Source organism: Amycolatopsis nivea (genome assembly GCF_004522235.1).
In the GTDB taxonomy this organism is placed as follows: Bacteria; Actinomycetota; Actinomycetes; order Mycobacteriales; family Pseudonocardiaceae; genus Amycolatopsis; species Amycolatopsis nivea.
Genome location: NZ_SDLT01000005.1, coordinates 204,417 through 217,235, shown reverse-complemented (window position 1 = coordinate 217,235; position 12,819 = coordinate 204,417). Strand labels below are relative to the sequence as shown.

Genomic DNA, 12,819 nt, shown 5'->3' with positions numbered 1-12,819 from the left:
GAGGCGGATCGACGTGACAGTCGCCGTCGGCTCGACGGCACCAGGGTCAGGCAAAGACCACCTCCTCGCTTCCGACCAGCTTCACGCCTGCCGTGGACAGTTCCTCGTTCACGCGGGCGCTCTCCACGGCGGCGGAGAGTTCGTTGTCGTACGTGGCGTGGGCATCCTGGACCAGCGTGACTTCATGACCTCGGTTGAGGGCGGCCAAGGCGGTGGCTCGGACGCAGAAGTCGCTCTGCATTCCGACCACGACCAGCGGGGTCGACTCCGGCAGCAGGGAGCCCAACTGTGTGTCAGCGAAGGAGTCGGGTGTCTGTTTGTCGACTACGTGCTCGCCGGGGCGGACCTCGTGCACTAGTTCCCAGCCGGAGGTCCCAGGCACGTCGGGATCGTCGCCGGTGCCGTTGTTCCGGATGTGCACCACCTGCGCGCCCGCGGCCCGCGCCCGTTCCAGGACCTGCGTGATCGCGGCGACGATTCGGTCGGCATCTGGTACGGGGGTGGGCGGGAGAAGCATGTTGTTCTGGACGTCGATGAGAAGCAGCGCGGGAACCATGCCGGAAGCATCTCAGCGGGCACCGACAAAAACTGGGCCTCGGCGTTCGCCCACAAGGATGAACACAGGACGAGGCTTTCGCAGTGGTCCGACGGCACAGGTATCTGGAGGGCGGCTCCTCGGCATCGTCAAGCTGGCCCCGGATTCGTGCGCGCTACGAGTCTCGCCGTTCCCGGGCGGATTCCTGCTGGGGCGACGGTCGTGGATGCCGCATCGGGCGTTGCCGGGCGACTGGGTAGCGCGCCAGGGGGTGCGCCTCGTCCAATCGGTGGCGGGCGCGGCGGGGTACGTCGTCCGATGGGGAGACCCAGCGGCGCGTCGAGTCGTCAGGCGGGGAGGTTCGCGGAGCATTCGGCGGCGGAACGGCAGAGCGACGCCGGGCGGCGCGGCGCAGGAAAACTACGGCCAGCACCACGAACACCGCGGCGACGGCCACCAGGAGCCACCAAGCTTGCATTCGTCCTCCCGTCGTGGGTGGGTCGCACGCAAGGGTGCCCGTTCAGCCTGAGGACAGCGCGATGTCCACACCGCCGGGTGTCACCGGAACGGGGGTTGTTTGCTGGATAATCGCGGAGTTGCCGGACGGGTCCTGCGTTACCGACGCTAACAGCGCCGCATAACAACGAGGCTTCCGCTAACAGCTGCCGCATAACGGCGGGCTTCGCAGCGAAGCACACGGACGGGCCGTGAGGAGGCAACGCTCCGGGTGCGAAGAACCTCGTCGGGCAGCAACTCTCGCGGAGTTTGGCATCGAGAGCGACCCGTCACGCAACAAGGATGTCGGCTGGAATGGAAAACACGCGACTCGTGACGCTGAGCGCCTGAACTCGCAGCGACGCCGAGGCCTCCACCCAAAAATCTCGTCGGAGGGCGTGTTCAGGAACGGCGCGTCCGGGTTCTACGTCCTCGGCACGGTCGTGCTGACCGCAGCGGTCGGCTCCTGGGTGGTGTCGAAAATCTGGCGCACGGTTTCACCGCGTCCCGCGACATCCACCCGCGGACGACTCACTTCACCCCATCCCGAAGCGCCGAAACCCGATCTACCGCCGCAGTGAAATCCGCGCTCGGCAGGGATCCGTCCGACAACCCGGCGGCCAGCGCGGAAGCGGCATCGTCCCCCTGGCTCACGTCTCGGGCCGAGGCCAGGATCAGGTCCATCCCCGCCTTCGCGGCCAGCACCGCGCGGTTTCCCGGTCCGCCATAGGACTTCAGTGCGCCAGCTTCCAAGGCATCCGTCACGGTCACCCCGGCGAAGTTTGTCTTGGTTCGGAGTTCCTGCACGGCCGTCGGCGAGAGTCCGGCGGGGCGGGAGGCGTCCAGAGCTGGGTACGCAGCCCACGAGAGCATCACGAGCTTCACGCCAGCGTCGACGACTGGGTGGTAGGGAGCCTCGTCCTTGGCACGCAGTTCGGACAGGGGCACGTTCAGCGTCACCGGGCCGACGTCCGTGTTGCTTCCGGCGGGGACTGCGCCCAGGCCGGGGAAGTGCTTGGCCGTCGCGGCGACGCCTGTCGACTGCTGTGCCGTGACGAAATCCCGGCCCAGTGCGCCGGCCACCTGAGGGTCCTGGCTGTAAGAGCGGCCGTATTTGTCGATGAAATTCCCCGGTTGGCGGTAGACATCCAGAACCGGCGCGAGGTTGACGTTCATACCTACCCCGGCGAGGTTCTGGCCCGCACCAGTACCCGCGGCTTTGGCTGCGGCAGACGGATCCGCGGACTGGGCTACCTGCTTCTCCGACAGCACGGGTTCGCCGGGCAGCCGACGGACCTTGCCGCCTTCCTGATCGGTCATCAGCAGCAACGGACGGTGCACCGGGCTTTGCGCGTTCGCGTCCCGGAATTGTCGTACCACGTTGGTAATCTGCTGGGAGCTTGAGATGTTTTCGCCGAAGAAGATCACGCCCGCTGCCTCGCCGGCGCGGATTCGTTGCAGCAACGAGGCTGGCGGCGTCAGACCAGGATAGGAGTAGATCACCCGCTGCCCGGCCAGTTGCCGCGGCGTGAGTCCAGAGGGAGTGGCGGCGACCGTGCTCATCGCGAGCACCGTCACGGCCATAGCCAGCAATGCCTTCCGACGCTTCATGCGACCTCCGTTCGCGAGCCCTAGGACAACGCTAACCCCCGGCGGGCGGGCGTGCTCAGCTGCCGATGGGGGTTAGCGCGGCGAACGAGTTCGCGGTGAGGCGGAAGGATGGCGGGCAATACGATAGGAGGCGGGCTCGGGCAACGCGATGGCTGGCGAGCTTGGACAGAGCGACAGCTGGCGGGCTCCGGCAGAGCGACAGTCGGCGAACTCAGACAAAGCGATAGCTGGTGAGCTCGGGCAGAGCGATAGTTGGCGGGCTCCGGCAAAGCGATAGATGACGGGCTCGGGCAAAGCGGCAGTCGGCGGGCTCCGACAAAGCGACAGATGACGGGCTCGCGCAAACGACAGTCGGCGAGCTCCGACAAAGCGGCAGATGGCGAGCCTGGACAAAGCGACAGTCGGCGGGCTTGGGTGCGCGGCGGGTCGTTCGCATGCCCGCGCCTGGCCAGGACCGAGCAGAGCTGGGCGTCCCGGCTCCCGGCTCCCGGCTCCCGGCTCCCGGCTCCCGGCTCCCGGCTCCCGGCTCCCGGCTCCCGGCTCCCGGCGACAGTGCAGCAGCTCGCTGCTGCCCGCACCCGCGGACGCCGCCAGTACCGGCACCTGGCCGTTCCTCGCAACGAACCACTCCGACAGTCCTCAATGGACAATCAAACCCAGTAAGCCACCCGAGCCCGGTAATTGCGCAGCACCAGCATCGCCAGCGACCAACCGACCACAGTCACCACACCGGCGACCAGCCAGTGCGTCCAGCTTTGCTGCTGCCCGACCAGCGGCGCGCGCACGATCTCGACGAAGTGGTAAACCGGATTGAGCTGCAGCAAATTCACCGCGAGCGACCCGAATCCTTCGTGCGAGGTCTGGTTCATCGCCCGGACCTGGTCCATCGACCACATGATCGGCGTGGCGTAGAAGAGCATCGTGATGAAGCTCTGGATCACCGGCGGGATGTCGCGGAACCTCGTCGACACCACGCCGAACAGCAGCACCACCCACGCACCGTTCAGCACGACCAGGGCCAGTGCGGGCACGGCGAGCAGCATTCCCCAGCCGAGTCCGGGATGCAGCAACGCGTATCCCTTGTCCACCAAACGATACGGGTGCGAGAGCTTGCCGAAGAAGATCGCCAGCACTATTACGTACACGACGAGGTTGTGCGCCAGATACAACGCCTGCCGCCACACCGTGCGCAGCGCGTACACCGACACCGGAGCCGGCAGCTGCTTGATCATCCCTTCGTTCGCGATGAACGTTTCCGAGCCTTCAACGATGCAGCCGTTCATGAAGTTCCACAGGATGAGCCCGGTGGTGATGCTCGGCAGCAGGGTCGAGATGGAAGTGCCGAACAACGCGGAGTTCACCACGCCCAGCGCGAGCGCGGTGACTGCCATCCCGACAGTGATCCACAACGGCCCCAGCGACGAACGCCGGTAGCGCTGCTTGATGTCCTGCCACGCGAGCAACGCCCACAGTTCCCGGGCACGCAACCCGGCCTGCAGATCAGCGAAGGCTCGACGCCAGCTTCTCGGGTCCGCGTCGATCGCGGGCGGAGCGGTCATGACGACGAACCTAGCCGCGATCGCCGTTCTCGGCCAACACGCGACTACGGTGTGCCGGGTGAGCTTTTTCCTGTCCCGCGTCCTTTCCGCACTTCGTGACGGCGGCGACACTGTGCTGTTCCACCACGACGACACCACCATGACGTACCAGGCGGCGGCAGACCTGCTGTCGCGGCTGTACAGCGGACTTGCCGAGGTACGCGGCATGGTGGCGATCGACGCCGCCAATCGGCCGGAAGTGGTGCTCACTCAGCTTGCCGCGCAGCTGCGGGGGCTGGAAGTCGTGCTGATCGCGGCGTCCGCGAGCCGTCCGGCGCGAGCGGCGGCGCTCGCGGCGACCGGGGCGACCTTGCTCACCGATGTCGAACTCGACACACTCGCCGCGGCACAACCGTCTATTCCGGACACTTTGCCCAATAGCGTCACGGCGATTTTCCCCAGCGGCGGCACCACCGGCACACCGAAACTGATCCGGCACAGCGGGATCTACGATGGCGTGGCCCACATCTTCCAACCGGACGGCACCAAAACCGCGCTCGTCACCGCGCCGCTCACACACATGACCGGCAACGTGGCCGTTCTGGGCGCGCTCTGCTGCGGCAACACCGTGGTACTGCACCGGGAGTTCAACGCCGAGAAGCTTCTCTCCGATGTGGAGTGTCATCGCATCACGACGCTTTCCCTTACCCCTCCCCGACTCGCCGCCGTACTCGACCATCCACAGCTGTCCACTACGGACGTATCCAGCGTGCAGCAGCTTTCCCTCGGCGCTGCACCGCTGCCGCCGAGCCGGTTGGCCGAGGCGCTCAAGGTGTTCGGTCCGGTCGTCGGACAGGGCTACGGGCTCACCGAAGCGCCGATGATCGCCAGCATCTCCGCGGACGAAGTCCTTGCCCGGCCGGAACTCCTCGGTTCCGTCGGCCGCATCGTGCCCGGGATGGAGGCCCGGATCGAGGACGGCGAAGTGCTCGTCCGCGGACTGTCCATGATGGACGGCTACCACGGACAGCCGCCGATCGGCGACGGCTGGCTGCGCACCGGCGACCTCGGCCGCTTCGACGAGGACGGCTACCTCTACCTCGAGGACCGGATCGACGACGTCATCGTCACCGGCGAGCACGGCACGAAGGTCTCCTCGACCACAGTGGAGCACGCACTTCTCAGCCACCCCAAGGTGAAAGCCGCCGCGGTCGTCCCCGCACCGGGCCCGGACGGAACCCTGCTGCACGCCGTGGTGGTCGCCGAAGACACCACCGCTGACGAACTGCGCGACCAGGTCCGCGCCGAACTCGGCGGCGAGCACTTCGTACCGTCCACTGTGGAGTTCAGCGACGAGCTGCCGCTGACCCCAGTGGGCAAAGTGGACAAACAGCGGCTCAAGCGCTGACCGACCGGCCCAGCAACCGTTCCCGGTGATGTTCCTCGTGCAGGTCCCGCCGCCGGGCATGCAGCAGCTGCGCCAATGTCACCTTGCCGAGCACCCGCGACGGATCATGCCGGTCGACCACCAGCGCCTGCGTCGTGTGCCCGAGCGCCAGTTCGTTCGCAACGTCGCGCAGAGTGTCGTCCCCGAACACGACGACATCAGCCGACATCTGCACGTCCGGTTGGTGCGTCATCACTTCATGCACGAAGAACGTCTCAAGTGGATCAGTTGTGTACTCCCGAGTGAGGTGCAGCCGACGCCGCGCGATCTTCTCCGTGAGCACAGAACGCTTGAGCAGCAACACCGAAAGCGCGTACGCCGAGAACGAGGCGACGACGAGCGGCAGCAGATAACTCCACGCGTGGGTCAGCTCCAAAGTGAACACAATGCCGGTGAACGGCGACCGCATCACGCCGCCGACGACCGCGGCCAGCCCGCACGTCGCCCAGAACCCGGGCGCGACGTGCGGCAGCAAACCGCCTTCCGCGGCGCCCAGCGCGGCGCCGATCATGAACACCGGCGCCAGCACGCCGCCGGAAGTCCCTGATCCCAGAGAAAGCGCCCAGATCAGCGTTTTCACAACCAGGATCCCGACGATCAGCGACGCGGTCGCGTGCCCGGTGAGCAGCGTGTCGATCACGTCGTAGCCGACGCCGAGCGCGTGCGGTTCGATCAGGCCGCCAATGCCGATCACCAGGCCGCCGATCGCGGGCCACCACATCCAGTGCACGGGCAGCCGTCCGAAAAGATCCTCGGCGAAGTAGACGAGCGCGGTCGCGCCGATCGCCAGCAACCCGCCGGTCAGACCGGGGACGAGCGCGAGACCGTCGGCGGCCGGGCCGGGGTTGGCCCCGGTGAACGGGACCCCGAAGACCGGTCCGGTGCCGAGCAGGAACCCGCGGCACACCGTCGCGACGCACACCGCGGCAGCCACCGGAACCAGACTGCGCGGCCGCCACTCGAACAGCAGCAACTCCACCGCCAGCAGGACGGACGCGAGCGGTGCGTTGAACGTCGCCGCCATCCCGCCCGCGGCACCGGCGACCAGCAGCGTCTTGCGTTCGTCCGCCGACAGCTTCAGCAGCTGCGCGAGGATCGAACCGACCGCGCCGCCGGTCATGATGATCGGCCCCTCGGCCCCGAACGGACCACCGGTGCCGATGCTGACCGCCGCCGACACCGGCTTCAGCACCGCGACACGCGGGGCCACCCGGCTGCCGCCGGTGAGGATCGCTTCGATCGCCTCCGGCATGCCGTGCCCGCGGATCTTCTCCGAGCCGTAGCGCGCCATCAGGCCGATCACGAGCCCGCCGACGACCGGCGCGAGCAGCACGAGCCACCACGGGTGGTGCTGCGCGCCCGGCGCGACGAGATCCGTGGCGACGCGTTGGTAAAAGACCAGGTTGGTGATCAAGCCGATGAGCTTGAGCAGGGCGAACGCCGCCACCGCCGCCGCGCCGCCCACCGGCAGCGCGATCGCGGTGATCAACAGCATTCGAGGATTGACTGCGAAGTCGCCGAGGTGCGCGGCCCGCGCTGGAACCTTCACAGCCGGCCCGGTCCCGCCGTGGGCACGCCCGGTGCCGATTCCGCCGCCAGGACCAGGTCGCGGACCGCGGTCGAGACCGCCTCGTTCCGCGCGGCCGGGATTTCCGTCAGCAGTTCGGACAACGCGCGCTGGCGTCGGCCGACGACCCCGGCGACGACCTCACGCCCGGCAGCGGTGACCTCCATGGTCACCACCGTGCGGCGGTGCTCGTCCTCGCCGCGCACGACGTACCCGTGCGCCTCGAGCTTGTCGGCCAGCCGGGTGACCGACGACGCGTTCACGCCCATCGCCTCGGCGAGCCGGGAGCACGGCACGCGTCCCAGGCTGTCGAGCACCACCAGCAATCGCACCTGCGGGAAGGTCACGCCGCGCGGGGCGGCGTGCGCGCTGTCCCAGGCCACGGCCACGAGCACGCGAGTCAGCCGCTCGAGATCGGCCACGTCATCCGACAAACCTTGCATAGTGCAAAAGTTGCTATAGACAAGGCTTCAGGTCAAGGGTGTGTTCGGTCACCAGGGGTTCCTCCCCGGGCGCCGGTTTTGTCGGTGATCTTGGCTAGGGTGGGGTCCGGCGACGCGGAGGTGAGCCGGTGGAGCACCACCCACTCCGGGGCAACCCCGGGGAGCAGCACGACACGTACCCACAGCGCCCCGCGCAGCGGCGGCACGCTCCGCGTGCGAGACAGCGCGGATGAACGGAGAACGAGTCGCCTCCGCGTCGCTGCTCGAACCGATGCCGGTGTGGCGATGGCCGGTCGCCCGGTGGACCACGTTCGACGAATGCGCCGCCGCCCTCGACCTCACGCCGGGCGAACTGTCCTGGTTCGCCGACGAACGCGGCTGGCACCGGCGGTCCCGGCCGGTGCTGCGGCATTACCGCTACCGCTGGATCCCCACGTCCACCGGCGGCGCGCGGCTCATCGAACAGCCGAAACCCCGGCTGGCCGAGGTGCAGCGCCGGGTCCGCAGGCACGTCCTCGACGCGCTGCCGGTCCACGAGGCCGCGCACGGTTTCCGCCGCGGCCGCTCGATCCACACCTGCGCCCGTCCGCACTCCGGGCAGGACATGGTGGTGCGGCTGGATCTGGCCGGCTTCTTCCCGACCGTGACCGCGACGCGGGTGCGGTCGCTGCTCGACTTGGCCGGTTACCCGCCTGCCGTCGCGGCCGCCATCGCCGGGATCCTTACGACGCGCACGCCGGTCGACGTCCTGCGCTCCGCGCCCGCCCGATCGGCCATGCTGGGCCATCTCGCCGGCACGCACCTCCCGCAAGGCGCGCCGTCGTCGCCTTCGGTCGCCAACGCGGTCACCCATCACCTGGATCGCAGGCTCTCCGGCCTCGCCGACGTGCTGGGCGCGAACTACACCCGCTACGCCGACGATCTGGCCTTCTCCGGCGACGCGAGCCTGCCGCTGCACCGGCTGCTGCCGGGCGTCCGGCGGATCGTGACCGACGAGGGCTTCCGCCTGCGCGACGACAAGACGTCAGTGAAACCGGCTTACCGGCAACAGCGCGTCGCCGGATTGGTGGTGAACGCCGCTCCGGCCGTCGCCCGCGCCGAGTACGACGAACTGCGGGCCCTACTGCACAACTGCGCCCGCACCGGCCCGGCGCCGCAGAACCGCGCGGAGCACCCGGACTTCCGCGCGCACCTGCTGGGCCGGATCGCGTGGGTCAGCGCCACGAACGCGACCCGCGGCACGAAATTGCGCGGCCTGTTCGACCGGATCGACTGGTCGTGAACGCGCCGGTTCAGACCGATAACAGGCTGAGATTCCGCTCCATCTCAGCCCACCATCCGGCCGCCGGAACATCCCGCGGCTGAATCATCGAGGCTTTGACCAGAATGTCGGGCCGGTTTTCTCGCCAAGCGTAGGAAAAAAGCTCGTCATAATGCACCCGGGGAAGCCATCCCTGTTCCCGGCCCGCTTCCAAACGCATGAGCTGCCGAGCAAGATCCATGCTGCTTCGCTCACAACGGCGAAACGCGCTCGAAAACCTTTGCACGGCCGCCGCGTCACCCCGCCGAACCGCCTGGCAGGCAAGGAAAAGCGCCGTCACGGCCAGGACGTCCGACCGGTACACCCCGCCCTCCGCCGCCAGATGTTCCGCCAGCTGAAAACTGCGCTTCCGCCGCCCCAGGCGCACCATTTCCGCCAGAGCTCGCTGCTGCCGAATGAGATATTCGTCTTCCCACAGGTTCTGCACAGCGTTTCCTCCCCTGCGCCCGGTCCCGACCCAGGCCGCTTCCCGGTACAGGATGCTCCACCAGGGTGACAGATACGTCGGCGACACTCAGCCGTTCGGAGCAAAATATCACCCGGGGGCATCGACAGTACCCGACCGCGCAAGTCCGGGAATCCTTGTTGTGCCTCAGGAATCGGGCCACTCTGGGTGGTTGACGGGAATTCGGGGCGTGGGCCGGTTTCCGCAACGGACTCGCGGCTTGGGTCGGGTTGCCGGTGCAGATGGGTCGGGTTGCTGCGGAATCCGCATTCTTTGGGTGACTGGCCTTAGTGGACACCCGCGCGTGGGCGGGGTGGTGATTGCGAAACGCTTTCATGGCAAGGGCTTGTTGCCTGCAAGCGGAGCGGGCCTCCGGGCGGTTCGTGTCTTGGTTGCCTTGGGCGGCATGGTTTTCGGGTTTGATTTACGGGCTCGATTTCACCCGTTTGGCGCAGTCGGGGGCGCGGGATCGGGGCGGTGGGCTGCTCTCAGGCGAGCGATGAAGCGTTGGGAGGGAAGGCTTGCGCGCGGAAGAGGTCCGGCACGCGGCAGCCGGGCGACACGGAGAGCGGGCGAAGCTAGTGGCGGCCAATTGGCGGCCCGGCAACGTGAAGAAGTTTGCGGTGCCAGGGCTGAGTTTGCTCAGGCACGATCCAACCCCGCCAGATCCCGTCGGGAACTGAGTTGCTCAGGCAAAGACGCAACCCCCACCGGGCACCGGGCACCGGGCACCGGGCACCGGGCACCGGGCACCGGGCACCGGGCACCGGGCACCGGGCACCGGGCACCGGGCACCGGGCACCGGGCACCGATGGTCGTTCAGCCAAGCTGCAGCCCCGCAAGGTCGCCAGGCGCGCTCAACCGCCCGGTCAGCCCGTCGCTGACCGAACTCCCGGCGGGGTTACCCCACCCGCCAGTGTCGAAACCCCCGCATCGAACGCCGGGCCGTCCAGCCCGTCAGAACCCGGCGGCGGCCAGCCCAGCCCTCCCCAGGGCCAGGCTGGCGCATCAGACAATCCCGCGACCGGCCCGCACCGGCAGCGGCGTCTTCCCCCGGAACCTCGGGACAACCCGGCGGAACCGGAGCGCCTCAGGCGACCTCGGTGCGGCTGCCGCCGGGGGCGTGCAGCCCCAGCATGTCCAGCAGCAGGGCGCATTCCTGCGCGTCCTTGGCCCGCGACGCGACGGCCAGCGCTGCCTTGCGGCGGCGTTCCTCCTGCCGGGCCGCGTCCGTGTCGTCCACGAGGTCTGGCGCCGGGTGCAATCCGGTGGTCAGGTCTCGCATGGTGGCTCCTCCCCGATCGGCGTGGGCGCGGGTTGTCCGCGCTCCCTGCACACCCCTTCAACGGCCGACCCGCACCGGATGTTCCGATGACTCCGGTCACGTCAGCCAGTCAGGCCAGAATGGCACACGACGGGAGCCGCCGGGTGCGACGCCGGAAACGGGCCGTGCGCAGGGCGGGAAGTCCAAGCGTCCTAAGTGGACACAGCGGGAAAGCGCCCATTCGGGTGGCGTGAGTGGCCTCACCCGGCCGGGCGAGCCACTATCCACGCTGTGCATCCCGACCGGCGCCCCGTGCGCACCGCTCTCGTCGGGTTGACCGTGCTCGTCCTCGGCGTCCTCACCGCGCTCCAGGCGCCGAATCTGCCGATCATCGGCGACGGCACGGCGTATGCCGCCGAGTTCAGCGAGGCCGCGGGGCTCCAGACCGGCAACGACGTGCGGGTCGCGGGGGTGAAAGTCGGCCGGGTGTCGGAGGTTTCGCTCGACGGCGCGTCCGTCCGGGTGTCGTTCCGGGTGTCGGGGGCGTGGCTCGGGGACCGGACATCCGCGTCGATCCGGATCAAAACGTTGCTCGGGCAGAAGTATCTCGCGCTCGATCCGGTCGGCGTCGGGTCGCTCGATCCGGACACTCCGATTCCGCGCGACCGGACCACGGTTCCGTATGACGTCCTGCCCGCGTTCCGGCAGCTGGCCACGACCGTCGACGCCATCGACACCACTCAGCTCTCACAGAGCTTCCGCGCCATTTCCGACACGTTCGCGCACACCCCGGCCGACGTCCGCGCCACGCTGACCGGACTGTCGCGGCTGTCCGATTCCCTCTCCGCCCGCGATACGAAACTGGCTCACCTTTTGGCTCAGGCACGCACGGTTTCCGCCACTCTCGCCGACCGCGACACCCAGCTGACCCGGCTTCTCACCGACGGCAACCAGCTGCTGGACGAGGTACAGAAACGCGAATCGGTTATTCAGTCACTGCTCGACGGAGCCCGCCGGTTGAGCAGCGAGGTGTCCGGACTCGTCGCCGACAACGACCGCGAACTGGGCCCGGTGCTCGCCCAGCTCGACCAGCTCACCGCGTTGCTCGAACGAAACCGCGTCTCGCTCGCGGACGGAATCCGCGAACTGGCCCCGCTCGTCCGCTTCGCCGCGAATCTCACCGGCAACGGCCGATGGATCGACGGTTACCTGTGCGGCCTGATCCTTCCCGCGATCGGACCGGTCAACGAGCACGGCTGCTTCAGTCCATGAGCCCCGGCCCGCCGGTGATCCGCACGGTGACCTGGTTGTCGTTGTACGTGTAGGCCTCGTAAGAGAACTCGACGCCGGTCTTCTCGACGTGCTCGGTCCACGCCCGGTACTCGTGCCGTTTCCAGCCGGGGAAGTTGAAGAACTCGTCGAAGTGCACGATGCTGCCGACGCGCAGCCGCGGGCCGACGTTGTCCAGCACCGTCTTCGCCGAGCTGTAGAGATCGCCGTCGACGTGCACGAAATCGACCGGACCGGAGTGCTTCTCGAGGAATCCGGGCAGGCTGTCGGAGAACAGTCCGACGACGAGTTCGGCTCCCGGCACGTCGGGCAGATCGTCGCGGGCGAAGGCACCGGCGGGCATGCCGTTGAGCCACGCTTCGGGCAGGCCGTCGAACGAATCGAAGCCGTACACCTCGGTCGCCTCGCGCGCGGCGGCGATGGTGCGCAACGTGTTTCCGGACGCGACGCCGAACTCCAGCGCCATCCCGCCGGTGGGCGCGAGGGAAAGCGCATATTCCAGTGTTTCCTTCGGGCTGCCGAAATGCTGTGCCCCGATCAGGCTTTCGCGCGCGAAGACGTTGCTCTCCAACGCCGCGTCCTGATCGCCGGCGTACACGATGTCGCGACGGCTGCGGATCTCGAACTCGACCACGCGGTCCAGCAGGCGGTCGCCCTGCCTAACGACCTCCGACCGCAGGTCCTCGCGCGTCCGTTCCAGTTCCGCGCGCAATTCCGCGCGCAGTTCGGTGATCTGCTCGGCGTGGGGATCGTGCAGGCGGGCCGCGGCCCGGCGCAGCACCAGGCCGGCCTTCCGGCGCAGCGCAGGGCCCAAAGTCCTTGTCGTCAGCCGATCTTGGCTTTCCTGGTTCATCCCGGGACGA

General features: G+C 68.3%; 11 protein-coding genes. 3 read left to right on the top strand and 8 right to left on the bottom strand.

Annotation, left to right across the window (positions count from 1 at the left end):
* Positions 1 to 46: 46 nt before the first annotated feature.
* From EIZ44_RS08350 to wzm, 3 genes are all read right to left on the bottom strand, one after another.
* Positions 47 to 556, bottom strand: a complete 510-nt coding sequence (locus EIZ44_RS08350) for an isochorismatase family protein (protein WP_134728162.1) — start codon at positions 554 to 556, stop codon at positions 47 to 49.
* Positions 557 to 1,561: 1,005 nt separating this feature from the next.
* Positions 1,562 to 2,641, bottom strand: a complete 1,080-nt coding sequence (locus EIZ44_RS08345) for a glycoside hydrolase family 3 N-terminal domain-containing protein (protein ID WP_134728161.1) — start codon at positions 2,639 to 2,641, stop codon at positions 1,562 to 1,564.
* 650 nt (positions 2,642 to 3,291) lie between these two features.
* The gene (gene wzm, locus EIZ44_RS08335) at positions 3,292 to 4,200 is read right to left on the bottom strand and encodes a galactan export ABC transporter permease subunit Wzm/RfbD (protein WP_134728159.1); all 909 of its coding nucleotides are present in this window, start codon (positions 4,198 to 4,200) and stop codon (positions 3,292 to 3,294) included.
* A 58-nt stretch (positions 4,201 to 4,258) separates the two neighbouring features.
* Between wzm and EIZ44_RS08330 the strand changes: the two genes are divergently transcribed.
* Positions 4,259 to 5,587, top strand: coding sequence for a class I adenylate-forming enzyme family protein (locus tag EIZ44_RS08330; RefSeq protein ID WP_134728223.1), 1,329 nt, complete (start codon positions 4,259 to 4,261; stop codon positions 5,585 to 5,587).
* Here the strand turns inward: EIZ44_RS08330 and EIZ44_RS08325 are convergent.
* Entirely contained in the window at positions 5,577 to 7,121 is a 1,545-nt protein-coding gene (locus EIZ44_RS08325) for a chloride channel protein (protein ID WP_134669820.1), read from the bottom strand. The two genes, EIZ44_RS08330 and EIZ44_RS08325, sit on opposite strands and share 11 nt — an antisense overlap.
* A gap of 50 nt (positions 7,122 to 7,171) precedes the next feature.
* Entirely contained in the window at positions 7,172 to 7,615 is a 444-nt protein-coding gene (locus tag EIZ44_RS08320; protein ID WP_235146747.1) for a MarR family winged helix-turn-helix transcriptional regulator, read from the bottom strand.
* Positions 7,616 to 7,865: 250 nt separating this feature from the next.
* On the opposite strand from EIZ44_RS08320, the gene EIZ44_RS08315 reads away from it, so the two are divergent.
* Positions 7,866 to 8,918, top strand: coding sequence for a reverse transcriptase family protein (locus tag EIZ44_RS08315; protein ID WP_134728158.1), 1,053 nt, complete (start codon positions 7,866 to 7,868; stop codon positions 8,916 to 8,918).
* 10 nt (positions 8,919 to 8,928) lie between these two features.
* Here EIZ44_RS08315 and EIZ44_RS08310 read toward each other — a convergent pair whose 3' ends face one another.
* Positions 8,929 to 9,384 carry a hypothetical protein gene (locus EIZ44_RS08310; protein ID WP_205673073.1) on the bottom strand — a complete coding sequence of 152 codons (456 nt, stop codon included), beginning with the start codon at positions 9,382 to 9,384 and terminating at the stop codon, positions 8,929 to 8,931.
* 1,108 nt (positions 9,385 to 10,492) lie between these two features.
* Positions 10,493 to 10,687 (bottom strand): hypothetical protein, encoded by a 195-nt coding sequence (locus EIZ44_RS08305; RefSeq protein ID WP_037715467.1) that lies wholly within the window; start codon positions 10,685 to 10,687, stop codon positions 10,493 to 10,495.
* A gap of 270 nt (positions 10,688 to 10,957) precedes the next feature.
* Here EIZ44_RS08305 and EIZ44_RS08300 point away from each other — a divergent pair, with 270 nt between their 5' ends.
* Complete coding sequence (locus tag EIZ44_RS08300) at positions 10,958 to 11,938, top strand: MCE family protein (RefSeq protein WP_167754038.1); 981 nt, start codon at positions 10,958 to 10,960, stop codon at positions 11,936 to 11,938.
* On the opposite strand, the gene EIZ44_RS08295 is transcribed toward EIZ44_RS08300, so the two are convergent.
* On the bottom strand, positions 11,928 to 12,809 hold the full coding sequence (locus EIZ44_RS08295) for a class I SAM-dependent methyltransferase (protein ID WP_240691242.1): 882 nt from the start codon (positions 12,807 to 12,809) through the stop codon (positions 11,928 to 11,930). The two genes, EIZ44_RS08300 and EIZ44_RS08295, sit on opposite strands and share 11 nt — an antisense overlap.
* Positions 12,810 to 12,819: the final 10 nt, after the last annotated feature.